The organism is Pseudomonas tehranensis, assembly GCF_014268615.1.
Lineage (GTDB): Bacteria > Pseudomonadota > Gammaproteobacteria > Pseudomonadales > Pseudomonadaceae > Aquipseudomonas > Aquipseudomonas tehranensis.
Genome location: NZ_JABWQV010000007.1, coordinates 14,383 through 39,838 on the forward strand (window position 1 = coordinate 14,383; position 25,456 = coordinate 39,838).

Here is a 25,456-nt window from a genome sequence, read left to right on the forward strand (position 1 = left end):
CTGTGTCCAGGATGATTGAACCCAGAGTGCGTTATGGATGCCTGTTTCATGTTGTATGTTGGTTCTATCTGAGTGGGGCACAGGCTGATGATCAGGATCCTGGTGCTGAACAGGCTGAGCCTGGCCGGCCTTCGGTCTTGGTGCTCGACGAGGTGAAGGTCACTGCCCGCCACCGCGAGGAGCGCGTGCAGGCAGTGCCGATTGCCATGAACGTGCTCAATGGCGAGCAATTGAACGATGCCGGCATCTATCGTACCGAGGACCTGCAGCAGCGCGTGCCGAGTCTGTTGGTAGCCGTGCCCAGTGCGCGCTATGCCAGCTACGGTATTCGCGGACTCGGTTCGAGCTCCTACAACGATGGTCTGGACGGCAGTGTCGGGGTGTTTCTCGATGGGGTTTACCTCGGGCGCCAGGGCATGTCGCTGGTCGACCTGGTCGACATCGAGCGGGTCGAGGTGTTGCGGGGGCCACAGGGCACCTTGTATGGCAAGAACACCACGGCGGGTGCGATCAACATCAGCAGCCGCGCGCCCACCTTCGAGCCGCAGGGCAATGGCGAGGTGTCGGTGGGCAGTGATGGCCTGCGTCAGTATCGCGGTACGGTTTCAGGCGCGCTGATCGACGGTGTGTTGGCAGGGCGCCTGACCGGCTACGACGTAGAGCGCGATGGCCTCATCGAGAACACTTACGACGGCAGCCACCTGGGTGACCAGAACCGCCAGGGCGTACGGGGTCAGTTGCTGTGGACGCCGAGCGAAACGTTCAGCGCGCGGCTGATCGGTGAGTATGGTTGGCAGGACGAGCAGGGCAACGCCTTTGCGGCCAGCAACTACAGCCAGACGAGCATCGATCGAGCTGCCTTCGTTGGCTACCGCCAACTGCCTGTAGACCCTTATGCGCGTCGCGTGCAGCAAGACGAACCGAGCACGGTGAAGACGCTGCAGACCGGCACAACGCTGGAGTTGAACTGGCTGCTCGACAGCGGCGCCACGCTGACCAGCATCAGCGGTTACCGGGACTGGACCTATGATGCTGACCAGGACGGCGATGGCATGCCGCTGTCGGTGGCCGAAAGCGCCGCCGTGAAACTCGATCAGCATCAATTCAGCCAGGAGTTGCGCCTGGCCGATTCACCCAACGAACACTTCGACTACGTGGTGGGCCTTTATTATTTGCGGCAGAAGTTGAACCGCGATGTGGGCGTGCGTTTCGGCGAGGACGCGGCCGCTTATTTTCTGGGGGATCGACCGGAAATCGACTGGCTGGGCATTACGCCCGGAATGATTGCCCCGTCGTTGCTCGATGGCGCGCAGCAGGACTTCGACGGTCAGCAGCGCACCGACAGCCGCGCCGTGTTCGGTCAACTCACCTGGCATGCCACGGACCGTCTGGCGATCACACCAGGGCTGCGTTACACCCGCGAGCGCAAGCAGGGTTGGCTGTCGCGCAGCGTTTCGGGGTTGTCGCCACTGGGTCCGGACCTGATCTCGCAGTTGGCGGGCCCGTTGCTGCGCAGCGTCGCACTCGGCGGCGAGTACTACCGACGTGATGCGATTGAGGAGAGCAACCTTTCCGGGCAATTGACGTTCAGCTACCAGTTTGCCGATGACCTGCTCGGTTATGCCAGTTGGTCGCGCGGTTACAAGGCCGGTGGGATCAATCTCGACGTAATCGGCCCCAATGTCTCATCGACATTCGATGCGGAGCGGGTCACTTCGGTCGAAGTGGGTCTCAAGCGCAGCTTCTGGAACGAACGCGGCATGCTCGATCTGGCTGTGTACCAGGCCGATGTCGACGACTACCAGGCATTGACCAACCGTGCGCCGGCGAACCAGTTTTCGCCGCCGATCCGCGACAACCTGATCAATGTCGGCAAAGTGCGCCTGCGCGGGATCGAACTGGACGCGCAGCTACGTGCCAGCGAACGGGTTGACTTGAGGCTGGGGATCGCCTGGAGTGACGCACGCTACCGTGATTTTCCCAACGCGCCGTGCTCGCCAACCAGCGCGCAGTGGTCCTGCGACTTGGGAGGTCAACGCGTGTTCAACGCCCCAGAGTGGAACGCCAATACCGGAATCGACTATCGCTACCCACTGGAGCATGGCCTGGAGCTGTTCAGCGCCCTGGACTACAAATTCCGCAGCGGTTACTACGGCACGCTCGAAGGTGGCCCGGGCAGCTATCAGCCATCCTACGGGCTGACCAACCTGCGTCTTGGACTGCGCCGCAGCAACAGGCGTTGGGAAGCCGAACTGTGGGCGCGCAATCTGTTCGACAAGAACTACATCACCGCGGTTTACGCCCGGCTTGGCGCAGGTGATTACGGAGTGCTTACAGGCGACCCGCGCAGCGTCGGCATGACTTTGCGAACGCGCTGGTAGTTCTCGACCTAACTAAACTAAATGACTATTTGGTTTAGTTAGGTTCATGAGCAGGGGTTCAAGAATGGGCGAGGGCAGACGCGCGACGTGCGCTGATGCGCTCGACCGTCTGCATATGTTCCGTGCCCCATGTGCACAGCCCGCTCAGCGCAGTCGCCAGGGATTGCCCGAAAGGCGTGAGGGAATACTCGACCTTGGGTGGTATTTCATGGAAGTCGATGCGTGCAATTATTTCATCGCGTTCCAGCTCCTTGAGCTGTTGGATCAGCACCTTATCGGTCACGCCGCCGATCGCACGTCTCAGTTCGCCGTACCGGTGAACATTTTTCGCCAGGTTATACAAGACCAAGGGTTTCCATTTGCCGCCAATGACGGACAGGGCGGCTTCGAGTCCGCAATTAAAGCTGTTGTTGACCATGGTCTGAAGTTCCAAGGGGGTACTTACTAAAAGGTGCATACTATTCAAAAGAATAGCCTGGATCTAGAGTTGGGCCTCAACATTCTTGGGAGTTAACCATGAGCAGGCTTAACGGAAAAATTGCAGTGATTACCGGCGGCAACAGCGGCATCGGCCTGGCCAGTGCCATTCGTTTTGCAGCGGAAGGCGCGCAGGTGGTTATCGTGGGACGCCGGCAGGAAGAACTGGACAAGGCGTTACACCAGATCGGCCCTGAGGCTATTGCCATCCAGGGTGACATTTCGAATCTGGACGATCTGGATCGTATCTTCACCCAGGTCAAAGCTGCCAAAGGCCGCATAGATGTGCTGTTTGCCAATGCCGGCCTTGGCGATTTCCAACCCATCGGATCAATCACCGAAGAGTCGTTTGATCGCACATTCGGCATCAACGTCAAAGGCACACTGTTCACCGTGCAAAAAGCGCTGCCACTGATGCACGCAGGCAGCTCGATAATCGTCACCGGCTCGACCACAGGCAGCATGGGCACGCCGGCATTCAGTGTGTATAGCGCCACAAAGGCCGCGCTGCGTAACTTCGCCAGGAGCTGGGCGCTGGATCTGAAAGGTACCGGTATTCGCGTCAACGTACTTTCACCCGGGCCGATCTCGACACCGGGGCTGGACATGGCGCTTGCCGGCACCGGCCAGAAAGACGCGATCATTGAAGACATGACCGCACAGTTGCCGCTGAGTCGAATTGGTCAGCCCGAAGAAGTCGCAGCAGCGGCGTTGTTCCTGGCGTCGGATGAAAGCAGCTTCATGACCGGCAGCGAAATGTTCGTGGATGGCGGTTTTGCCCAGGTCTGATATTGAGAGGGGTTTTGCCCATTGAAATCTGATGGGCACTGCCTCTGATTACGCGCTGCAATGATACGCATAATGTATATTATGTTAAACAGCGTGTGTAGAGGTGTTTACTCATAGTGTCACCTGCACCCCTCGCCCCCTGGACACTGCTGACTGCTCCCGAGATGGTGTCTATCGCCTTGGATGAGTGGAATTAACAACATTTAACTCGCAAGCCACAGCCCTGCAACCAAGAATGAATCCCTCTGCGCATACCTGTTTATCCAAAGGAGGTGGTGCTGACCCTTCGTGTCGCGCTGGCGCATTCCCGTCGTTTCAAGGACATTCTTATGGCCCACGTTCAGCACAACGTCGCCCGCGCGTTAGCCACACAAACGCGAAAGACCACTACAAGTGGCCTCACGCCTTGGCGGGAAAACCTGGTCAAGCAACTGATCCTCGACCGCCTAAGCGAGCCCCTGAGGTTACCTCTATTCGGAGGTACACCATGAAGAACCCGGTGCTTTGCTGGTGCCTGTTGTGTGTTGGAAAGGTTATGGCAGCAGACTCGACAGAGCCCAGAACCTCGGGCTTTCTAGAGGACGCAACGCTCAACGTTATCAGCCGAAATTTCTTCTTAAACAATGATAACCGCTCCGAAAACGCCGCAAAAAATTACCAGCGAGAATGGGCACAGGGCTTCATCACGACGTTTGAGTCAGGCTTCACGCCCGGAACATTTGGTTTTGGTGTAGATGTGCATGCTTTTGTCGGGCAAAAACTCGATGGCGGTAAGAGACACTCAGGAACCGGGCTTTTACCCGTCGACAGTGGTGGAGAGTCCGCACAAAACTTCAGCGACGGCGGCGGCGTGATCAAGACTCGCCTCTCGCAGACCTTTATCAAGTTCGGCGAGATGGAAGTAGAAACCCCAGTCTTCGACACTTCCGACAAACGTCTGCAACCCGAATACGCAACGGGATGGCTCTTAGAAAGTGACGAGCTTACGGGCATACACCTGGTCGGTGGCAAATTCACGGCATTCAAAAACCAGGATTCCTCCTCTTCTAAAGGGGATTTTTCCGGGTATGGCGTTAACACCGATGTGGGCTCAATCAGCTTCGTTGGGGCTGACTTCACGTCCAACAAGAACCTAGGCGCCAGGCTGTATTCATCCCAGCTAACAGACACTTGGAGACAGTATTACGCGAACGTGTATGCCCGTCGCTGGGATACGTTTGTAGATTTCAACATCTACCATACGATTGACTACGGGCGCTCAGTTGCGGGAGGCATTAACACAACAGCTTATAGCCTTTCTGCCAAACACAATATTGGCAACCAAGCCTTTACCCTGGCGGTCCAAAAAAATCATGGTGACACGCCTTTCGATTTCGTAGGGGGCGACTCCATATACCTAGCCAACGCCATCAAGTTCGCCGATTTCAATGGCCCCCATGAGCGTTCCTACCAAGCCCGCTACGACCTGGATTTCGCATCCATGGGATTTCCTGGGCTCAAGTTCATGTCACGATATGTGACTGGACGTGATATCGACGGTACTCATGCACCGCAAGGAGGGGCTTACTTCCCTTTTGATCCTAGCGAACAGGAGTATGGCCCTCAGCAAGGCAAAGGCGGGAAGCACTGGGAGCGCGACATTGATCTAAGCTACACCGTCCAGTCCGGGCCGGCGAAAGATCTTTTAGTGCATTTCACCCACGTTTCTCATCGGGCGAACGAAGCACAAGGCGGGCCGGACATCGACCGCATTTACTTTGTCCTTGAGTACAACTTCAAACTGCTGTGATTCCTCACCCGTTGAAGAAACGACGGATCTCTATAGGCAACTGGATATCTCATCCACTAGCGAAGCGTGAAGGTGTGATTCTCATAGAATCGCGCTGCGAAATTAGACGGTCTATGTGATCCAAATCAACGAAGTGCTGTTATCGTCAAAAGGAGCGTTCATGCCTCGGAGCAATCTGCTATCGTCGCCCTATCGCCCCTCCTGGTGAATTGCTGTGCGTCGGATTGGATTGATCCTGGTAATGATTGCTAGCCTCGTGCTGCCGACCTTCGGCGGTATGGCTTTCAGCATGCCAGCACCACCTTGCCCGATGCAGAGCGCCGATCATCAGGGCCATGCAACGGCCGATGCTCCGTGCTGCGAACAAATGGACAAGTCTGATGGGGTGGCCAGTAAGTCCCCCTGCAAATCCGGCCAGGAATGCAAGACCGGAGGACTTCTCCAGACCACCGTGATCAAGAGCATATCCCCTCTCCCCTCACGCCCCGAGATATTGCTGACCCAGTCGGTGATTAAGCGAGAGCCCGCAGGACTCTGGCGCCCTCCTCGTTTCGTCTAATGCAGTGATCATCCCGCGCCTTAAAGTCAGGCGCATCGTCGCGGCCAAGTTTCGTGGTAGCGACCCCGATCAATCGCATTGGAGGCGAAAGCATGTCCGCTTTCCTTTTCCCACGCCGAGGCTATCTCGGTGTGTTAGCTGCCGCATTCTGGGCAGTACCTTGGGTTGCCGCGCAGGCGCAGCCCCTGACCTTCGAACGAGCGCAGGCACTCGCCGAACAGCGCGCACCTGAGAACCTTGCACGACAAGCACGGGTCGCCTCGGCACAGCAGGCCGTAGGGCCCGCGGACGCCCTGCCCGATCCCAAGCTGATTCTCGGCATCGACAACCTGCCCATCGAGGGGCCTGATCGTTACGCCCTGAATCGGGACTCGATGACCATGCGCCGCATTGGACTCATGCAAGAGGTTCCTAATGGCGACAAACGCCAGGCCCGTCGCCAGTTGGCCGAGGCCTCCGTTGTCCGGGCCGAGGCCGAGCAGCGCGCCATGCAGCTTGAGGTCAAACGCCAGACGGCATTGAGCTGGCTGGATGTGTACTACGCCGAGCACAGTGTTGGCCTCTTCGATCAACTGGACCGGCAGATCGAGATGCTCCGCTCGACGGTGCAATCGCTGATCGCCGGCGGCAGCGCTCAGCCTGGCGAACTGCTGCAGGCCGACCAGGAAGCTTTGGCTTTGCAGGATCGGCGGGACGAACTGAATCGCGACGTGGCGATTGCTCGGGCCAAGCTACGCCGCTGGATAGGCAACGAAGCTGATCAGCTTCTGGCGGGAGACACACCCAGCCTGAGCATGGACGTCCCGCATCTGCAGCATCGTTTGGCTCAGCATCCCGACTTGCGTGCGGCATCTGCCCGGGTTGGCGAGGCCAGCGCAGAGTTGAATGAGGCTGTAGCCGAGAAAACTCCCGACTGGGGCGTAGAGTTTGCCTACAACAACCGCGACAACCAGTTTGGCGACATGGTGATGGTGCAGTTTACCTTCGACCTACCGTTGTTCGTCGGAACACGTCAGGGCCCCAAGATCAACGCCAAGCAACAGAGTGTGTCGCAGATGGAAGCCGAGCAGGAAGTGCTGCTGCGCGTCCATCAGGCTGAGCTGGAAAGCGGCCTTGCCGAGTTGGAGCAACTACGCAGAGCGCTGGCGCGTACCGAGAAAACCTTGATCCCTCTGGCGAGCAAACGTGCCGATCTCGAACTGGCCGCCTATCAGGCCGGCAACAGTCAGCTGGCATCCGTCATCACCGCTCAGCGCGAGCTGATCGAGGCTCAGCTGCGACAGATCGAACAGCAGCGCAAGCTGAGTCAGCTCTCCGCGAGCTTGTACTACGCCTATGTGGAGGGCCTGCAATGAAGATTTCAGCATTAGGTTTTTCCGCGGCCTTGCTGGCCATGGGCATTGCCGCGGCAGGCGGTGGCTACTGGCTGGCCGAGAGGCCGGCCAAACATGAGGTCATGTCAACTCCCGCACCGACGGATGAGCGCAAAGTGCTCTACTGGTATGACCCGATGCAACCTGACCAGCGCTTCGATAAACCGGGCAAGTCACCCTTCATGGATATGGAGCTTGTCCCCAAGTACGCAGGTGCTGAGCAGGACTCCTCGACCCTGAGCGTGCCCGCTCAAGCCGTGCAAAACCTCGGAATGCGCACCGCACCAGTGATTCGCGGTGTGCTGCCTTCGGGTATCGAGGCCGTCGGTTCCCTGGCCTACAACCAGCGCGAGGTGGCGAAGCTGCAGGCCCGATCTGGTGGGTTCGTCGAACGGGCTTACGGACATGCCCCTGGCGATGTACTGCCCGCCGGTACGCCCCTCGTCGACCTGCTGATTCCCGAATGGTCTGCCGCCCAGTTGGAGTTCCTGGCGGTGTTGCGTACTGCTGACACGCGCTTGATAAGTGCAGCCCAGGAGCGCCTGCGCCTGCTGGGCATGCCTCAAGCGTTGGTCGAGCAGGTTCGTCGCAGCGGCCAGCCACGGGCGGTTCAGACCATCACCACGCCTATCGCCGGTGAGCTGCAGGCCTTGGACGTGCGTGCCGGGATGACCGTTGCAGCCGGCCAGGATCTGGCGCGGATCAACGGGCTGTCCACGGTCTGGCTCGATGCAGCAATCCCCGAAGACCAAGCTGGGGCGGTTCAGCTTGGCGCTAGCGTCGCCGCCACCCTGACCGCCTTCCCGGAACAGCCTCTGCAAGGTCGTGTCGTTGCCTTGCTACCGAGTGCCGACCCGCAGACGCGTACGCTCACGGTACGCAGCGAGTTACCCAATCCCGCCGGTAAATTGCGCCCCGGCATGTTCGCCGCCGTGCACCTGAGCAGCGAAGCCGGGCATCCCGCGCTACTAGTCCCGAGTGAAGCCGTGATTCGCACCGGAAAGCGTGCGCTGGTGATGCTGGCCGAAGCCGATGGACGCTACCGCCCCCTGGAAATAACCTTGGGCCGCGAGGCCGATGGGCGTCTGGAGGTTTTGTCCGGTCTTGAGGAAGGGCAGTCGGTCGTTACCTCCGGCCAGTTCCTGATCGACTCGGAGGCCAGCCTTCAGGGGGTCATGGCCCGCCATGTCGAGCAGAACAATGCAGAGCGGCTCGACAAGCAAGGAGAGCAGCCATGATCGCGCGCCTGATCCACTGGTCTATAGGCAACCGCTTCCTGGTACTGCTGGCGACCCTGTTCATCACCGCTTTAGGGATCTGGTCGTTGCGCAACCCGCCGGTGGACGCGTTGCCGGATCTCTCAGACACCCAGGTCATTATCAGAACCAGCTTTCCCGGCCAGGCACCGCAGATCGTCGAGAACCAGGTGACCTATCCACTGGCCACCACCATGCTATCGGTCCCGGGGGCGAAGACGGTGCGCGGCTACTCCTTCTTCGGCGACTCCTTCGTCTATGTGCTGTTTGAAGACGATACCGATCTCTACTGGGCGCGCTCGCGCGTGCTGGAGTACCTCAATCAGGCCCAGGAACGCCTGCCGGAGGGTGTCACCACCACTCTGGGCCCGGATGCCACCGGCGTAGGCTGGATCTACCAGTACGCCCTGGTCGACCGCAGCGGCCAGCATGATCTTGCCCAGCTACGGGCACTGCAGGACTGGTTCCTCAAATACGAACTCAAGAGCCTGCCCAACGTAGCCGAAGTGGCCACCCTCGGCGGCATGGTCAAGCAATACCAAGTGCTGCTCGACCCGCAAAAGTTGGTGGCTTATGGGGTCACTCAGCAGGAGGTCGAGGCGGCGCTGAAGAGCGCCAACCAGGAAACCGGCGGCGCCATAATGGAACTGGCAGAGCGCGAGTATATGGTGAGGGCTTCGGGCTATTTGGAGAGCCTGGATGATTTTCGCAATGTGCCGCTGCGGGCTTCGGCAAGCGGAATTCCGGTTCTGCTAGGCCAGGTGGCCACCATTCAACTGGGGCCAGAGATGCGTCGCGGCATTGCCGAATTGGACGGCCAAGGGGAAGTGGTCGGTGGCGTGGTCATCCTGCGCTCCGGCAAGAATGCCCGGGACACCATCGCTGCCGTGAAGACCAAGCTGGACAGCCTAAAATCCAGCCTGCCGACCGGCGTCGAGGTGGTTACTACCTATGACCGTTCGCAACTGATCGACCGTGCCATCGACAATCTCAGCTACAAGCTGCTGGAAGAGTTCGTGGTGGTTGCCTTGGTTTGCCTGATCTTTCTCTGGCACCTGCGCTCGTCGCTGGTCGCGATCATCACCCTGCCCCTGGGTATCCTGATGGCCTTCATCGTCATGCGCTACCAGGGCGTCAACGCCAACATCATGTCGCTCGGCGGTATCGCCATTGCCATCGGCGCCATGGTCGATGCCGCCGTGGTGATGATCGAGAATGCACACAAGCACATCGAGGCCTGGAAGGCACGACACCCCAATGAGCCGCTCCAGGGTGAGGCACACTGGCGAGTTATCGGCGAAGCCGCGGCCGAAGTCGGACCGGCACTCTTCTTCAGCCTGCTGATCATCACCCTATCGTTCCTCCCGGTCTTTACCCTGGAAGCCCAGGAAGGACGCCTGTTTGGCCCACTGGCCTTTACCAAGACCTATGCCATGGCCGCCGCTGCCGGCCTCTCGGTCACCCTCGTACCGGTGCTGATGGGCTACTGGATTCGTGGGCATATCCCCAGCGAACAGCAGAACCCCTTGAACCGCTGGCTGATCGGCGCATACCGGCCGGTGCTGGAGTGGGTGCTGGCCTGGCCCAAGGTGACGCTGGCGCTGGCCGTGCTGGTCTTTGTGTCTAGTCTCTGGCCCCTCAGCAGACTCGGAGGAGAGTTCCTGCCGCCCATGGACGAAGGCGATCTGTTGTACATGCCTTCGGCACTGCCCGGCTTGCCGGCGAGCAAGGCAACCCAACTGCTGCAGCAAACCAACCGCATGATCCTCACGGTGCCGGAGGTGGCCCGGGTGTTCGGCAAGGCCGGGCGAGCGGAGACGGCTACCGATCCGGCGCCGCTGGAAATGTTTGAGACCACCGTGCAGTTCAAGCCGCGCGAGCAATGGCGCGTGGGTATGACGCCGGAGAAGCTGATTGAGGAGCTGGATCGCGCAGTGAAAGTCCCAGGGCTGTCCAACATCTGGGTGCCGCCAATACGCAACCGCATCGACATGCTGGCTACGGGGATCAAGAGTCCCATCGGCGTGAAGGTCTCCGGAACCTCCCTGGTCGATATCGAACGCATTACTCGCGATATCGAGGCGGTGGCCAAAGAGGTGCTTGGGGTGAGTTCGGCATTGGCAGAACGCCTTACCGGGGGGCGCTATGTGGATATCCAGATCGATCGACTGGCCGCAGCACGCTATGGCCTGAGCATCGCCGACGTGCAGGCGGTGGTATCGGGCGCAATCGGCGGCAGCAATATCGGCGAGACAGTTGAGGGGCTCGCCCGCTTCCCGATCAACCTGCGCTATCCCAAGGAGTGGCGAGACAGTCCGCAGGCGCTACGGCGTATGCCGATCCTCACCCCAGTCGGCCAGCAGATCACCTTGGGCACCGTCGCCCAGGTTAGTCTGACCGAAGGGCCGCCGATGCTTCGCAGCGAGAACGGGCGTCTGTCCGGTTGGGTCTATGTCGATGTCCGTGGACGCGACCTGGCATCGACCGTGCGCGAGCTGCAGCAACGCGTAGCTGAGCGGGTACAACTCGACGCTGGCATGACCGTCTCCTACTCCGGACAGTTCGAGTTCCTGGAGCGTGCCAATGCGCGGCTGGCCTGGGTGGTGCCGGCGACCTTGTTGATTATCTTCGTGCTGCTCTACCTGACCTTCAACCGCTTCAGCGAGGCCCTGCTGATCATGGCCACCCTGCCCTTCGCCCTGTCGGGGGGCATCTGGCTGCTCTACTGGTTCGGCTTCAACTTGTCGGTGGCCACTGGGGTGGGTTTCATCGCCCTGGCCGGCGTCTCGGCCGAGTTCGGGGTGATCATGCTGTTGTATCTGAAGAACGCCTGGCATGCTCGGCTGGATGCCGGGCGCAGCGGTGATCCAGCCCTGCTTGAGGCCATTCGTGAAGGCGCGGTGCTGCGCGTTCGTCCCAAGGTGATGACGGTTGCCGTGATCATCGCCGGCCTGCTGCCCATTCTCTGGGGCGGTGGAGCGGGCTCAGAGGTGATGAAACGCATCGCCGCTCCCATGGTTGGCGGCATGATCACCGCCCCGCTGATGTCCATGCTGGTCTTGCCGGCAGCCTACTGGCTGATGCGAAGACAGCGCACAGGAAAAGTTCGCGCTCCGCAGGCGCTGTAACTCCAGACGCTCAGGTGAGCCGCACACCAAGTGCGGCTCGCCTGAGTAACAGCACAAACAGCATTACGGCGATGTAACTTCGACTTCATTTTTGTGACAGGTTGCGAGGGTATATTTTAATTACTACTTGGAAGGAGTTATTAAATATGAAAGCCCTCAACGCTATCGCCGCACTTACAATTATGGCTATTTCTTCTGCAACCATGGCAGAAGGTGGCGCTGATCGTGTTTATGGTCGGATGATTCAAGCCAATGAACAGGCCATACAAGAGTATGCTGCGACTAACGGGAAGAATCGTCCCGAAGTCGTTCACTACCGCTATGGCATGAAGTTTGACATCGCCAAGGTCGTAGCCAACACCCCTACGGGTTCAAGCTGTGGTGTGATGCCGGCCCAGATGACATACGAGGATTCCAACGGCAATTTGAGTATTCTTGAATACCGGGTAACCGGGACAGGCTGCCGGAACCAAAATTAATAAATGACATCACGCTGACTGAAATGTAATTTCCAAGTCACCCTAAAGTACGCCTTGTGGTTCTGCTTTGATGCCGTTACGTCCAATCCTTCAGATGAGCGTATGCGTCCGGCCAAGTCACCTACCCAGCCCTGCAAAGCCAAGACATGGTGTGCACTTAAATTTAAGTGGACACCAGTTCTAGCCTTTTAAGCGGGTATTTCATGCAGCCAACACGCCGTTCCTATTCCAAGTCCTTCAAGGCTCAGGTCATTCAAGAGTGCGCCGAGCCCGGCGCTTCGATTGCCAGCATCGCGCTCCGCCATAGCCTCAACGCAAACCTCGTCCACAAATGGATTCGAGTGCAGACGCAAAAAAGCACGACGCTGCAACCTGCTTTCATTCCGTTGCCTATGCAGCTGGCTGGTGCAAATTCGCATGCTGCATCGCCGAATATCTGCGTTGAGATCCAGCACCCGCGTGGTACCGTTAAAGTGAACTGGCCAACTGAAAGTCCTGCTGCCTGCGCGACCTTTCTACGAGACTTGCTGCGATGATCCGCATCGATTCCATCTGGCTCGCCACCGAGCCGATGGACATGCGCGCCGGTAACGAGACGGCATTGGCCAGAGTGATCGCGGTGTTTGGTGCGGCGAAGCCGCACTGTGCTTATCTATTCGCCAACCGCCGCGCCACGCGCATGAAAGTTCTGGTGCATGACGGCTTCGGGATCTGGCTGGCGGCTCGGCGTTTGAACCAAGGCAAGTTCCACTGGCCAGGTATTCGCCAAGACTCTGAAATGGAGTTGGATACCGAACAACTCCAGGCTTTGGTGTTGGGTCTGCCATGGCAACGCGCCGGCTCCGGCGGTGCGATCACCCTGCTTTAACGGCTGCCATTAGCCTATCGGTCTATCGCCGCGAGTTGTCTGGTCTGGCAAAATCGGCGCCATGACTTCGCTCCCCAATCTCGACCACCTTACCCCTGAACAACTGCGCGCTTTAGCGGCGCAGTTGTTACAGCGCGTCGAGACGCTCGACCATCAAGTCGACACGCTGGGTAAGACGGTCGAGACGATGGGCAAGAAGATCAACCGCGATCAAACGGTTATCGAGAAGCTCACCCAGGAGATAGCACAACTCAAGCAATGGCCATGATCCGTACGCGTATCTAAAAGATGTCCTCACGCGCCTGCCGACGCAGCGCGCGAGTGACATTGACCAGCTATTGCCGCATCAATGGACGCCCACCTGATCTGCGCAAGGTGTGCTCACCATGCGCTAACATAAAACAGACAAGTCTAGTTCAAGGAAGACATCCAGCATGAAAAGGCAACAACGTACGATCGGAGCGGTGCTTCGAGTTCCTCTCGAAAATGATATGCACACTTTATGCCCTGACACTGCCGGAAGCGGACTTCGCTTTCTTCGATGCGCGCTCCAGTGCCCCTATAGCAGACTTAGGAGCCTTGCTCGATCTACCTATTCTATTTACTGTCGCAGTACACAAAAGCGCCTGGTCTCAAGGGCGATGGCTGAAGATGGGTAAAATTGCCCCACCACAGAACCTGCTGGCTCCGCGGCCCATGTTCATCCAGAAAATCATTGGCTTCCAGATATACCTCAGCGGCACCATCACAGCGTCTACCCGAGAAGAGTGTGAAGGCTTGGATCGATGCGAAGTATGGGAGCCCCACCACGTTGAGGATCGCCTAAACGCGCACTATAAAGGTGTCCCATGCAAATGGGAGATATCACAACGAATACGATGAAAATCTGTAACCCTCCGGCGAACTCACCTACCTGATCCCAGCCATAAAGTTTCCCCGACACCAAGCAGTATGAAACTGGCATATCTCAGCCATCCGGGTGATTACATTTCTGAAAGGTCGAGGGGCTCAGCAGTTGGCGTGTTCAGCCTGTTTGGATTGGCTGCCGGCGACGGGGGCTTCATCCTTCTGCTGCTTGGCCAATTGATAGGCTTCCAGCGAAGCCTGACGGGCTTGTTCCATGCGTGCAAACGTGCGATCGGCACCGCCTTCGGCCAACGCCAGGCTGGAAACACTCAGGGCAGCAACTACAAACAGGGTTTTGATCGATTTCATTTCGTAAATCCTCGTAAGTTTAGAAGCCCCCGTAACGAATGGGGGCGAGCGTTAAGCTCGCTGCTACGTTAACCACGAAGCCCTGTCAGCAACCTGATCCGAACATTACGGTTCTGTCAGACTGCAGTACAACACGCTGGAGTTGTGCAAAACCGCCAAGTCCGACAGCTTGCTGCCTGAGATTACCCGCCTACTAATTAGCAGACTAGCCAACGTCCGTTGTTTTCAACCTAAGCGCATTGAAAACCACCGAGGCTGAACTGACACTCATTGCCAAAGCAGCGATCAAGGGCGACAGAAGATGCCCCGTCAGCGGGTACAGCAGCCCGGCCGCTAGCGGGATTCCCATCGCGTTGTAGAGAAATGCAAAGGCAAGGTTCTGCCTCATGTTCTTCACCGTGGCCACTGACAAGGTGCGCGCTCGCAGGATGCCCATCAGGTCTCCCTTGACCAGGGTCACTTGGGCGCTATTCATCGCCACGTCGGTGCCCGTGCCCATGGCGATGCCGACGTCGGCCCTGGCCAAGGCCGGCGCATCGTTGATGCCGTCGCCTGCCATGGCGACACGCCGGCCATAGCTCTGCAGGTCGGCGACTAGTTTCTCCTTGTCCTGCGGCTTCACCTCGCCATGCACTTCCTCGATACCCAACTGCTTCGCCACAGCTCTTGCGGTGGTGAGACCATCGCCAGTGGCCATGATGACCTTCACGTCCGCGCTCTGGAGTTGAGCGACGGCCAGTTGGGAGGTTGGCTTGATCGGATCGGAAACGGCCAGGAGGCCCGCCAGGCGGCCATCGACTGCCAGATAGATGATGCTGATACCCTCCAAGCGCAGTTGCTCTGCACGGTTACGCAGTGGGGTAATGTCAACGCCCGCCTCCTCCATCAGCGCGGTGTTCCCGAGCTGCAGTCGATGGCCATCGACCTCTCCGCGCACACCAATGCCTGAGCCAGATTCGAAGGTCTCCGGTTTCACCAAGGCAAGACCCTGTTCACGCGCATGATCGACAATGGCATGAGCCAGTGGATGCTCGCTGCCCTGGTCGAGGCTTGCAGCCAAGCGCAGAACCTCGACCGAATCGAACGACCCGGTTCCCTCTGCACTATGAAAGGCCGGCCGCCCCAGCGTCAGTGTCCCGGTCTTGTCGACGATCAAGGTGTCGATTTTGCAGAGGTTTTCGATAGCGCTGGCATCGCGGAACAACACACCTCTGCTGGCGGCCTTGCCGGTCGCGACCATGACCGACATCGGCGTTGCCAAGCCCAGGGCGCATGGGCAGGCAATGATCAGTACGGCCACGGCGTTGATCAGGCCAAATACCCAACCTGATTCCGGCCCGAACAGCCCCCAGCCAAAAAATGTCAGGATCGCGATCAGGATCACCCCCACCACGAAATACCCTGCCACGGCATCGGCCATACGCTGCATGGGCGCCTTGGAGCGCTGGGCCCTAGCCACCATCTGGACGATCTGCGACAACATACTTTCGGCGCCCACCTTTTGCGCTTCCATCACCAGGCTGCCGTGGGTATTCAGGGTCGCACCGATCAGGGGATCCCCTACCCGCTTATTGACGGGCACCGGTTCGCCGGTGAGCATCGATTCATCGACAGCGCTCTCGCCCTCCAGCACGGTGCCATCCACCGGGACCTTTTCGCCCGGCCGGACACGCAAGTGGTCACCCTGATGGACGTGGGTCAGCGGAATATCTTCTTCCTGGCCGTCAGGTCTGATGCGCCGGGCAGTCTTGGGGGACAATCCCAGCAGTGACTTAATGGCGGCAGAGGTCTGCGAGCGGGCTTTGAGTTCGAGCATCTGGCCCAACAGCGTGAGCGAGATGATCACCGCAGCGGCCTCGAAGTAGACGCCGATGCGTCCATCCTGAACGAAGGCCGCCGGGAACCACTGCGGGGCCAAGGTAGCTGCCACACTGTAGAGGTAGGCAGCTGCAGTTCCCAATCCGATCAGGGTCCACATGTTGGGGCTGCGGTGCCGGATGGAGTCTATTCCACGAGTGAAAAATACCCAGCCCCCCCAAAGCGTCACGGGTGTTGCCAGAACCAACTCAACCCAGTTCTGGGATGTTCCATGAAACAGCTGCAAGGAATGACCAGCCATCGCCAGCACGGTCACGATGACGGTCAATGGCAGGGTCCACCAGAACCGTCGTGAGAAGTCCTTCAGCTCTGGGTTTTCCTCCTCTTCCAGCTCCGGGATGACAGGTTCCAGCGTCATCCCACAGATCGGGCAGTTTCCGGGAGACGGTTGACGGATCTCTGGATGCATCGGACAGGTGTATTCAGCACCTACTGACACCGATGTAGGTGCTGGAGCCGCGTGCTGGTGATGCCCCCCATGAGACTGATGGCTCATGTACTGATGAGGGTGTGCTTGGAATTTCTCCAGGCACTTCGCACTACAGAAGCGATAGGTCGTCCCTTCAACGATCTCGCGGTAAGGGCTGTCAGGTTTCACCTCCATGCCACATACCGGATCGCGCTGGCTCTCAGAGTGGCCGTGCGAATGATGTGCATGGCCCTGGTCATGATGGCAGGAGGTCTTTTGCATTCGATTTACTTCCTATCCTCGTCCTTGGAAACCGCGGCTCCGCTGGAGTGGGAGTGCCCGCCATGATTGTGGCCAAACAAATGCATCAGCGGGCATAGCAGCAAGATGAGGTATGGCAAAGCCTGCGAAAGATGACCGTAGTGCTCGCGCGCAACATAGAAGATGCCGATTACGGCCAGCATGATCAGTGCGATGCCAATCTTGCTCTTCCAAAAAGCTGGTTCAGTAGTGCCGGTGTCGTGCGTGTGGTCCATGACAATAGCCTCGATTCAATGACCATAAGAGGCGCCGCTAGGCCAAAGGAGCAATCACGGAAGGCCTGGAAGATGGGGGAATCTTTACGGATGGCATTCCTTGTCGGCCATCATCAGCTTGTGCTCGCGACTCATTTGACCCAGCACGTCGTCTACCAACTTGTCGTGCTTCTCCATCCAGGCCAGATGCTCTTCGGCGGACATGCCTGGGGCAGGATGTTCGTTGTGCAGCTGGCTCATGATCTCTTCGAGCATGTTCATATGCTCCTTTATGTGCACATGCCGCTTGCCGACCGGGGCCTTCTCCGCTTGGATCAGCACGGCTTCTGCTTTGTCGCGCATCTGCTGGATGCGTTCGAATACACGGTCGCTGCCCCCTTCGGCCCAAGCCATAGAAGACAGCAGTAACGAACCAACCAGAAGCAAAGGTTTCAGCGATTTCATGGGGCAGTCTCCATCAGTGCAAACTATGACCGGCACCTCTGCTTTTGGTCTATCGAGGGCCGAAAGCACAACCTAGTGCTCATGCTTGCACCCTAGACAAACCACCCTGTCAGTGACCTGAAGTCAGAATTACATTTCCGTAAGCTTCTGGTTGGGGCCGCTGTTTGCCTACAAACTCAGGCCACCCGTTTTTTGGAGTCTGCTCGCATGAAACTACTGGTAGCTGAAGATGAACCCAAAACCGGTGCATATCTGCAGCAAGGCCTCACCGAAGCGGGATTCAATGTCGACCGGGTTATGACAGGTACGGATGCCCTGCAGCACGCGCTGAGCGAGCCCTATGACCTGCTGATCCTGGATGTGATGATGCCGGGGCTGGACGGATGGGAAGTACTGCGCAGGGTGCGCGCAGCCGGAAAAGACATTCCAGTGCTGTTCCTGACCGCACGCGATGGTGTAGAGGATCGCGTTAAAGGGTTGGAACTGGGCGCGGATGGCTACTTGATCAAGCCATTTGCTTTCTCAGAGTTTCTGGCCAGGGTCAGAACGCTGCTGCGCAGAGGCAATGGCTCACCCACGCAAACCACCCTGAAAATTGCCGATCTGGAAGTCGATCTGATGAAGCGGCGCGCGGTCCGGGTTGGGAAAAGAATTGACCTGACGGCGAAGGAGTTTTCATTGCTGGAACTGCTACTGCGCCGGCGCGGCGAGGTGCTCCCCAAGTCTCTCATTGCTTCGCAGGTTTGGGATATGAACTTCGACAGCGACACCAACGTGATTGAGGTCGCTGTACGTCGGCTGCGCGCCAAGATCGATGACGATTTCGATCTCAAGCTGATCCATACCGCCCGCGGCATGGGGTACATGATGGATGCGCCGGAGTGAATATGAAGCACCTCTCGCTGACCGCCCGCATGAGCTTGATGTTCATGACCGCGGTGATTGCCGTCCTGACGGTAGCGGGGCTGAGTTTCAACATGCTCAGCCAGCACCACTTCAAGATGCTGGACCGACAGGCCCTGGTGGAAAAGGAGCGGATTCCACTTGAGCCGGTGCCACAGGAACTTCAGCAGCTGGTAGCAGCCATCCGCTCAGAGCGCTATGAGTGACCACACACTGTTCCTGCGCTCAAAACGTCGTTCTGACCAGCCTCTAGCGACTGACCTTCACATTGAGTGGGATCCGCGTTTGACATGTTCCTGTCAGGCACCCGTCACCCTGACGTCAGCTCCGCCCGCCTAAAGTAACGCCATGACTGGTCTTGCGATGTCAGCTGGAAGGAGAAACGCAAATGAGCCACCCTGATGCCCACGACAGCGCTCTTAATCAATTCACCTGGCCATCGACGCTTGACAGCAATCTGGATAGAAAAGACCTGCTGCTCTGCGTGTTCGCCGAGCAGCGATTCGTGGCCGCGCAGGTCCGAGCCTGCAAGCTGGATCAAAAGGAGTACCTGCTGTCCCTGGTTGATTCGGCGTCCACGGTGAGCGACTGCACTGGGCCGCCATCAGGTTTCGATGCCAATCGCATGCGCAACGTCATCGCCGAAGCGGCCACCAAGGGGCATTGGGGCAAACCCTCAGGACATGGCCGAGCGCAGGGCATCGCCGCCCACTATGACTCGCAGACCTGCGTGGCAGTCGTGCTCGACGTCGAGGTGAGTGACGAGGGTCACGTGAGCGTTCATGACGTGGTGGTTGTCGCGGACTTGGGGCTTGCAGAAAACCCTGGTCGCCTGCGCTCGCAGCTTAAAGGCGCCTGCCTGATGGGGGTGGCGTTCGTGACGTCCGGTGATAATGGCCCCACCACGGCTAGTCCGAGCCCGATAGATGACAATCGCACCAACTGGCCACTCCTCTCGTTGCTGCCAAGGCAAATCGCGGTGTACCTGATCAACCCCACTCAGACCCTTGAGGCCCGCCAACCCAGCCAGCTGGTTTACGTGCCTGTCGTCCGGGCTTTGTGCAATGGGATTTGCAACGCCGCGGGCGCCCGCGCCATCCACTTGCCGTTCAGAAGCCAATTGCTCGAAAGAACGGTATATCGATGACACCGCCTGCGGGGTACATCTTTCGTTTTTGATGGAATATCAACATGGACACACAGGAAAACCGATGAAAGCACTCTACGCGCTCTTGATGATCGGCCTTGCCGGCTGCGCGCGCGCGCCGGTCGAGGCCGCCCCGCCGATGCCGGTCAGCTTCGGTGACTACCGCCTGCAAACCCTGGCACAGATTGAGCGCAATCGACAGTTCCAGAATCCCGACCACACTTTGGAACTGGCCTGGAATGCTCCCCGTGAGTGGGTGCCCGCGCAGCCCAATGCTAGAGGCGTTCTTCTGGTTCACGGCCTTGGCGATTCGCCCGGCTCGTTCGTAGATATCGCGACACAACTGGCCAGCCAAGGGTATCGGGTACGCACCGTGCTGCTGCCCGGACACGGCACGCGGCCGGCCGATATGCTCGACGTTGACATCAATGATTGGCGTCGCACCGTGGAACAACAGGTGACGCTGCTGCGCAAGGATGTCGGCCAGGTTTATCTGGGCGGTTTCTCCACCGGTGCCAACCTGGTTGTGGCTTACGCCATGGACGATCAGTCGATCGCCGGGCTGCTGCTGTTTTCCCCGGCGTTCAAGTCCAATGTTGCGTTTGATTGGGTGTTGCCGTGGCTGGCGAAGGTCAAGCCGTGGCTACGGCAGCCGTCCAGCACGGCCCCGCAACAGACGTCATTGCGCTACCAGAATGTGCCGACCAATGGCTTCGCCCAGTTTTACCTGAGCAGTACCGCCGTGCGCAGCAAGCTGGCAGCGCAGGAGTTCGACCGCCCGGTCCTGGTGGTCAGTGCGGCCCATGACTCGGTGGTGGATGTGGAGTTTGTCCGGGACGCCTTCCATCGACGCTTCCCCAACCCGGCGTCGCGGATGATCTGGTACGGCAACCTCGCCAACGAATTGCGAAGTCCACGCCTGCTGGTGCGCAGCGACCAGATGCCGGCCGAACACATCAGTCAGTTTTCCCATATGGGCGTGCTGTTCTCCCCCGACAATCCGCAATACGGTCGCCAAGGTAACCAGCGCCTGTGCTGGAACGGCCAGAGCGACATGGCGTACCAGCAATGCCAGGCCGGTGGCCCTGTCTGGTATTCGGACTGGGGTTATCGAGAGCCCGGCAAAGTCCACGCACGGTTGACCTACAACCCGTATTTCGCCTGGCAATCCGAGGTGATGGCGCAGGTGCTGGAGGCCGGGGCTCAAGGGCATCCCGGCGCCCCGGGCATTGGCGGTGGCGCTGATGACACTGCAAATGCCAGCGATCGCTTAAATCCTCGGTCCGAACTGGCCATGGATTGATTGCGATATCGAATACCCGGTGTTGATGACGATTCTTTTCATTTACATCGCCTTCAGAGGGGCCGGTGGCTATTCGCTGGACCGTTTCGTTGTTCGTGAACTTTAAATTCCGCAGGGAAGTTGTCGTCATGTTGCAATCGAAGATTCCCAGTACCTTTTTCAGTGTGTCGCTGACACTTGGCAGCTTGTTGATCATGGGTGGCGCAACCTGGTGGCTGTGGTCGCGAGAGTCGGTGGCTGCTGTGACAACCGCCCCGCCTTCGGTTCCGGTCAGTACAATCGAAATGCGCCACCGCGACGTCCCTGTACTCATCCACGCGATAGGTAATGTGCGCTCTCTGCACAGCGTCGAAATCCGCTCCCAGCTTGACGGCTTTCTGCTGGAATTGCCGGTCAAAGAAGGTCAGGTCGTCAAGCGCGGAGATCTCCTGGCACGTATCGATGATCGCGCCATCATTGCCGCTCTGGAGCACGCCAAGGCACAAACGGCTGTGGCTCAAGCTCAGTTGGCTTCGGCGAGCCTTGATCTCAAGCGTTACCGGGTACTGGCCAAGACCCAGGCTATATCGGCGCAAACCCTCGACCAGCAAGAAGCGATGGTTGCTCAATTGCGCGCAACGGTGCAGAGCCAGCAAGCGACCGTCACCGCCAATCAGGTGCAGTTGTCCCACACCCGGATCCTGTCCCCTACTGATGGTCGGATCGGCATCCGTAACGTTCATGAAGGCAGTTATGTCCGGGCCAGTGACACGCAAGCCTTGTTTTCAGTGGTTCAGCTGGACCCGATCAGCATCGAGGCCGCCCTTCCCCAGGCGCTCCTGCCGCAGTTGCGTACGCTGGTTGCCGGCTCAGGGCAAGCGCCGGTGACCCTTCGCGCGTACTCGGGCGACGGCGGTGAACTTTTGAGCGAGGGAAGCCTGAGCCTGATCGATAACCGGGTTTCCGACGCCACTGGGACGGTGCGAATCAAAGGCGACTTTGCTAACGTCCACGGACGCCTATGGCCGGATCAATCGGTGGTGATCACTGTGCAGGCCGCGATACTGCGCGAGGCCATGGTGGTGCCGCAGCGTGCTCTGCGACAGGGCGCGCAAAATACATTCGTCTGGCGCGTCAGAGACGGCAAGGCCGCTCCTCAGCCAGTGACGGTCACCTACGCCGACGCTGACATTGCGGTGGTCGAAGGCGTTGAAGCCGGCGACCGGATCGTTGACGACGGCCACTCCCGACTGCGTCCGGGCACGCAGGTGCATATTCTTGAGGGACGCGATGCAGCACCCTCCTCGGTCGCCAGCGGAAGTGCTTTCTGATGGCCGCTCGCAGTGTCTACGCCTGGTGTATGGATCACCCCATCGGCACTATTTTGTTGAGTTTTGCTCTGGTATTGCTCGGGGTGATCGCCTACCCCCGTTTGTCCATCGCACCGCTGCCGGAAGCCGATTTTCCGACGATCCAGATCACCGCGACACTGCCGGGAGCCAGTGCCCAGACCATGGCCTCCTCGGTAGCGACGCCGCTGGAAGTCGAACTGAGCTCGATACCCGGCATTACCGAGATGACCTCGGCCAGTTCGTTGAGCATGCTGACGCTGACGCTGCAGTTCACGCTGGACAAAAATATCGACGCCGCCGCTCAGGAAGTCCAGGCGGCAATCAATAATGCGTCGGCGCGTTTGCCCAGCGACATGCCTAGCCTGCCGGTATGGCGCAAGGTCAATCCTGCCGACAGTCCGATCCTGATTCTCAGCGCTTACTCCGCTAACTTGTCGCTGATGGAAGTCAGTGACCTGGCCAATACCGTGCTCTCTCGCCAACTCAGTCAACTGGCGGGGGTTGGCCTGATCAACGTAATTGGCGAGCGCCGCCCGGCGATCCGTATCCAGGCCCGTCCCGAGGTTCTCGCCGCTGCCGGCGTGACATTGGCAGACATCCGCACCGCAGTGCAGAGGACCAGCGTCAATCTGCCCAAGGGGGCTTTGTTCGGTAAACACCGAGTCTCCAATCTGGAAGTCAACGATCAGCTCTTCGAACCCCATGAATATGACAATGTGATTGTCACCTACCGCAACGGCTCGGCGGTGCGGGTACGGGATCTGGCACGCGTCACGCTGGGCTCGGAGGATGACTACACGCAAAGCTGGCCCAATGGCCAATCGGGCGTCGTACTCGTGATCCGGAGACAGCCGGGGGCCAACATCGTCGCCACCGTCGATCGGATTCAGGCAGCCCTCCCCCAACTCAAGGCGTCCTTGCCAGCAGACATGACGGTCGAAGTGTTGAACGACCGGACCCGCACCATCCGCTCCTCCTTGCATGAGGTGGAGTTGACGCTGGGCATCGCGATCGTTCTGGTAATCGGCGTCATGGCGTTGTTCCTGCGACAACTGTCAGCCACGCTGATCGTCACCACTGTACTGGGCGTATCGTTGGTGTCGACATGCGCGGCGATGTACCTGGCCGGTTTCAGCCTGAACAACCTGACGCTGGTGGCGATTGTCATCGCGGTCGGTTTCATCGTCGATGATGCGATCGTTGTGATCGAAAACATCCATCGACACCTGGAGCTGGGGGCGGACAAACGCACAGCGGCGCTCAAGGGCATCAGTGAAATCGGCTTTACGGTGGTGTCCATCAGTGTGTCGCTGATTGCCGCCTTCATCCCCCTGCTCTTCATGGGCGGGGTGATCGGTCGATTGTTCCGCGAGTTTGCCCTGACCTCCGTGGCCGCCATCATGATTTCGGCAGTGGTCTGCCTGACCCTGGCCCCGACGCTCGCCTCCCTTTTCATGAAGGCGCCCAGCCATCGAGTGAAGTCGGACAAAGACTTCTTCGCCGCTTTGCTAAAACTCTACGACCGCACATTGACTTGGACCCTGGGTCATCAGCGAATCATGCTAGGCGTGTTTTTTGGAACCGTGGCCCTCAGCGTGGCCAGTTTCATCGTGATTCCCAAAGGCTTCTTTCCGTTGCAGGACACAGCCTTCATCCTAGGATTTACCCAGGCCTCGGCCGACATCCCCTATGAGGAGATGGTCGAGAAACACAAACAACTGGAAGCGATTTTCAGCAAGGATCCGGCGGTCATCAGTTATAACCACGCCGTCGGTGGCACCATCACCGACTCGATCGGCAATGGTCGGGTCTGGCTGGTGTTGAACGACCCCGGGGAGCGGGACGAGACGGTCAGTCAGGTCATCGACCGGCTACGCCCGCAACTGGCGCAGGTGCCTGGCATCCAGGTGTTTCTGCGCGCCGTGCAGGACATCAACCTCAGTGCCGGCCAGCCCCGTGCGCAGTATCAATACGTGTTGCGTGCGCAGAGCAGTGCCGAGCTGGCGACCTGGGCCACCGCGCTGACCGATCGGCTGCGGGCCAACCCGCTGTTCCGTGATGCTTCCCATGACTTGCAACTGGATGCCAACATCACCCGTATCACCCTGGATCGCGACGAGGCCGCACGCTATGGCTTCACCGCCCAAGACCTTGACAACGCGCTGTACGATGCCTTCGGGCAACGGCAGATAAGCGAGTACCAGACCGAGGTCAACCAATACCAAGTGATACTCGAGCTGAGCACGGCACAGCGCGGCAATGCCGAAAGCCTCAGTTACTTCCACCTGCGTTCGCCGCTGACCGGGCAGATGGTGCCACTCCTCACGTTTGCGCGGATCGAGCCGCCGGCGAGCGGCCCTGTGGTCATCAACCACAACGGCATGCTGCCGGCCGCCAATCTGTCTTTCAACCTCGCCCCTGGAGTTGCACTCGGGCAGGCGGTGGCGGCACTTCAGGACATCGAACGCGAGATCGGCATGCCGACGTCAATGAACGGCACCTTCCAGGGCTCTGCCCAGGCGTTCCAGTCGTCCCTGGCCAGCCAACCGTTTTTGATCCTGGCCGCGTTGGTGGCCGTCTACATCATCCTGGGTGTGCTTTATGAAAGCCTGGTGCATCCACTGACCATCCTTTCAACCCTGCCGTCAGCCTGCATTGGCGCGATTGTGTTGCTGTGGGCCTGGCAATTGGACTTTTCGATCATGGCACTGATCGGCCTGATCCTGCTGATCGGCATCGTCAAGAAAAACGGTATTCTGCTGATCGACTTCGCCATCCACGCGCAGCGCGAACGCCACCTGTCCGCTCGCGACGCCATCCATCAGGCGTGCCTGGCGCGTTTTCGGCCGATTCTCATGACCACGCTGGCCGCCCTGCTCGGTGCCGTGCCCTTGATGATGGCCTTCGGCACGGGTGCCGAGTTGCGCGAACCGCTCGGGGTCGCAATTGTCGGTGGCTTGATGCTCAGCCAGGTGCTGACATTGCTGACGACGCCGGTGGTGTTCGTGACACTCGATCACCTGTGCCACCGGAAAAAAGCCCAGCCTGTCGCCAACCGGGAGCACTCCGTGTGATTTGCAGACCGTCACGCCTTGCCAAGGAAGGCTTCGACACTCACCGCCCGCCCTCCGGCGATTGCCCCCCGACACATGTGCTATTGTCAGAGAGACGGATCTAATCGTACGTCTGCT

General features: G+C 59.0%; 19 protein-coding genes and 4 pseudogenes. 18 read left to right on the forward strand and 5 right to left on the reverse strand.

Features of this window, described 5'->3' with window-relative positions; genetic code table 11:
* The first annotated feature begins 11 nt into the window (after nucleotides 1–11).
* On the forward strand, nucleotides 12–2,381 hold the full coding sequence (locus tag HU811_RS03375; RefSeq protein ID WP_186653944.1) for a TonB-dependent receptor: 2,370 nt from the start codon (nucleotides 12–14) through the stop codon (nucleotides 2,379–2,381).
* A gap of 58 nt (nucleotides 2,382–2,439) precedes the next feature.
* Here HU811_RS03375 and HU811_RS03380 read toward each other — a convergent pair whose 3' ends face one another.
* Nucleotides 2,440–2,799 (reverse strand): winged helix-turn-helix transcriptional regulator, encoded by a 360-nt coding sequence (locus HU811_RS03380; RefSeq protein WP_186653945.1) that lies wholly within the window; start codon nucleotides 2,797–2,799, stop codon nucleotides 2,440–2,442.
* A 98-nt stretch (nucleotides 2,800–2,897) separates the two neighbouring features.
* Between HU811_RS03380 and HU811_RS03385 the strand changes: the two genes are divergently transcribed.
* From HU811_RS03385 to HU811_RS03430, 11 genes and pseudogenes are all read left to right on the forward strand, one after another.
* Nucleotides 2,898–3,647, forward strand: coding sequence for an SDR family NAD(P)-dependent oxidoreductase (locus tag HU811_RS03385; protein WP_092398324.1), 750 nt, complete (start codon nucleotides 2,898–2,900; stop codon nucleotides 3,645–3,647).
* A gap of 329 nt (nucleotides 3,648–3,976) precedes the next feature.
* Nucleotides 3,977–4,114: pseudogene (locus HU811_RS27335) on the forward strand (helix-turn-helix domain-containing protein); the annotation flags it as partial.
* A gap of 20 nt (nucleotides 4,115–4,134) precedes the next feature.
* Nucleotides 4,135–5,436, forward strand: a complete 1,302-nt coding sequence (locus HU811_RS03390) for an OprD family porin (protein ID WP_186653946.1) — start codon at nucleotides 4,135–4,137, stop codon at nucleotides 5,434–5,436.
* 651 nt (nucleotides 5,437–6,087) lie between these two features.
* The gene (locus HU811_RS03395; RefSeq protein ID WP_186653947.1) at nucleotides 6,088–7,350 is read left to right on the forward strand and encodes a TolC family protein; all 1,263 of its coding nucleotides are present in this window, start codon (nucleotides 6,088–6,090) and stop codon (nucleotides 7,348–7,350) included.
* Complete coding sequence (locus tag HU811_RS03400) at nucleotides 7,347–8,606, forward strand: efflux RND transporter periplasmic adaptor subunit (protein WP_092398316.1); 1,260 nt, start codon at nucleotides 7,347–7,349, stop codon at nucleotides 8,604–8,606. Before HU811_RS03395 ends, HU811_RS03400 begins: the two co-directional genes overlap by 4 nt.
* Complete coding sequence (locus tag HU811_RS03405) at nucleotides 8,603–11,752, forward strand: efflux RND transporter permease subunit (RefSeq protein WP_186653948.1); 3,150 nt, start codon at nucleotides 8,603–8,605, stop codon at nucleotides 11,750–11,752. The genes HU811_RS03400 and HU811_RS03405 overlap by 4 nt, the downstream gene beginning before the upstream one ends.
* A 146-nt stretch (nucleotides 11,753–11,898) precedes the next feature.
* A complete protein-coding gene (locus HU811_RS03410; protein ID WP_186653949.1) occupies nucleotides 11,899–12,231 on the forward strand; it encodes a DUF2790 domain-containing protein in 333 nt (110 codons plus the stop codon).
* Nucleotides 12,232–12,434: 203 nt separating this feature from the next.
* The gene (gene tnpA / locus HU811_RS03415; protein ID WP_189673969.1) at nucleotides 12,435–12,767 is read left to right on the forward strand and encodes an IS66-like element accessory protein TnpA; all 333 of its coding nucleotides are present in this window, start codon (nucleotides 12,435–12,437) and stop codon (nucleotides 12,765–12,767) included.
* The gene (gene tnpB, locus HU811_RS27340; protein ID WP_186653953.1) at nucleotides 12,764–13,099 is read left to right on the forward strand and encodes an IS66 family insertion sequence element accessory protein TnpB; all 336 of its coding nucleotides are present in this window, start codon (nucleotides 12,764–12,766) and stop codon (nucleotides 13,097–13,099) included. The genes tnpA and tnpB overlap by 4 nt, the downstream gene beginning before the upstream one ends.
* A gap of 61 nt (nucleotides 13,100–13,160) precedes the next feature.
* A pseudogene (locus tag HU811_RS03425) lies at nucleotides 13,161–13,358 on the forward strand (IS66 family transposase); the annotation flags it as partial.
* A pseudogene (locus tag HU811_RS03430) lies at nucleotides 13,357–13,464 on the forward strand (transposase domain-containing protein); the annotation flags it as partial. The pseudogenes HU811_RS03425 and HU811_RS03430, both read left to right, overlap by 2 nt.
* A gap of 643 nt (nucleotides 13,465–14,107) precedes the next feature.
* On the opposite strand, the gene HU811_RS03435 reads toward HU811_RS03430, so the two are convergent.
* The 4 genes from HU811_RS03435 to HU811_RS03450 all read right to left on the reverse strand — a co-directional run bounded on the left by HU811_RS03435 (nucleotide 14,108) and on the right by HU811_RS03450 (nucleotide 17,581).
* Nucleotides 14,108–14,314, reverse strand: a complete 207-nt coding sequence (locus tag HU811_RS03435; RefSeq protein ID WP_092453580.1) for a co-regulatory protein PtrA N-terminal domain-containing protein — start codon at nucleotides 14,312–14,314, stop codon at nucleotides 14,108–14,110.
* A 205-nt stretch (nucleotides 14,315–14,519) separates the two neighbouring features.
* A complete protein-coding gene (locus HU811_RS03440) occupies nucleotides 14,520–16,883 on the reverse strand; it encodes a heavy metal translocating P-type ATPase (RefSeq protein WP_186653956.1) in 2,364 nt (787 codons plus the stop codon).
* A 5-nt stretch (nucleotides 16,884–16,888) separates the two neighbouring features.
* Nucleotides 16,889–17,137, reverse strand: coding sequence for a DUF2933 domain-containing protein (locus HU811_RS03445; protein WP_092398306.1), 249 nt, complete (start codon nucleotides 17,135–17,137; stop codon nucleotides 16,889–16,891).
* Nucleotides 17,138–17,221: 84 nt separating this feature from the next.
* Nucleotides 17,222–17,581, reverse strand: a complete 360-nt coding sequence (locus HU811_RS03450) for a co-regulatory protein PtrA N-terminal domain-containing protein (RefSeq protein WP_186653959.1) — start codon at nucleotides 17,579–17,581, stop codon at nucleotides 17,222–17,224.
* Between the two features lie 207 nt (nucleotides 17,582–17,788).
* On the opposite strand from HU811_RS03450, the gene HU811_RS03455 reads away from it, so the two are divergent.
* The 6 genes and pseudogenes from HU811_RS03455 to HU811_RS03480 all read left to right on the forward strand — a co-directional run bounded on the left by HU811_RS03455 (nucleotide 17,789) and on the right by HU811_RS03480 (nucleotide 25,339).
* Nucleotides 17,789–18,466, forward strand: coding sequence for a heavy metal response regulator transcription factor (locus tag HU811_RS03455; protein ID WP_186653962.1), 678 nt, complete (start codon nucleotides 17,789–17,791; stop codon nucleotides 18,464–18,466).
* 2 nt (nucleotides 18,467–18,468) lie between these two features.
* A pseudogene (locus tag HU811_RS03460) lies at nucleotides 18,469–18,612 on the forward strand (two-component sensor histidine kinase); the annotation flags it as partial.
* Nucleotides 18,613–18,872: 260 nt separating this feature from the next.
* Entirely contained in the window at nucleotides 18,873–19,631 is a 759-nt protein-coding gene (locus tag HU811_RS03465) for a molybdopterin cofactor-binding domain-containing protein (protein WP_186653964.1), read from the forward strand.
* A gap of 64 nt (nucleotides 19,632–19,695) precedes the next feature.
* The gene (locus HU811_RS03470; protein ID WP_225248375.1) at nucleotides 19,696–20,934 is read left to right on the forward strand and encodes an alpha/beta fold hydrolase; all 1,239 of its coding nucleotides are present in this window, start codon (nucleotides 19,696–19,698) and stop codon (nucleotides 20,932–20,934) included.
* A gap of 65 nt (nucleotides 20,935–20,999) precedes the next feature.
* Nucleotides 21,000–22,244, forward strand: a complete 1,245-nt coding sequence (locus HU811_RS03475; RefSeq protein ID WP_367616225.1) for an efflux RND transporter periplasmic adaptor subunit — start codon at nucleotides 21,000–21,002, stop codon at nucleotides 22,242–22,244.
* Nucleotides 22,244–25,339, forward strand: a complete 3,096-nt coding sequence (locus HU811_RS03480; RefSeq protein WP_186653966.1) for an efflux RND transporter permease subunit — start codon at nucleotides 22,244–22,246, stop codon at nucleotides 25,337–25,339. Before HU811_RS03475 ends, HU811_RS03480 begins: the two co-directional genes overlap by 1 nt.
* Nucleotides 25,340–25,456: the final 117 nt, after the last annotated feature.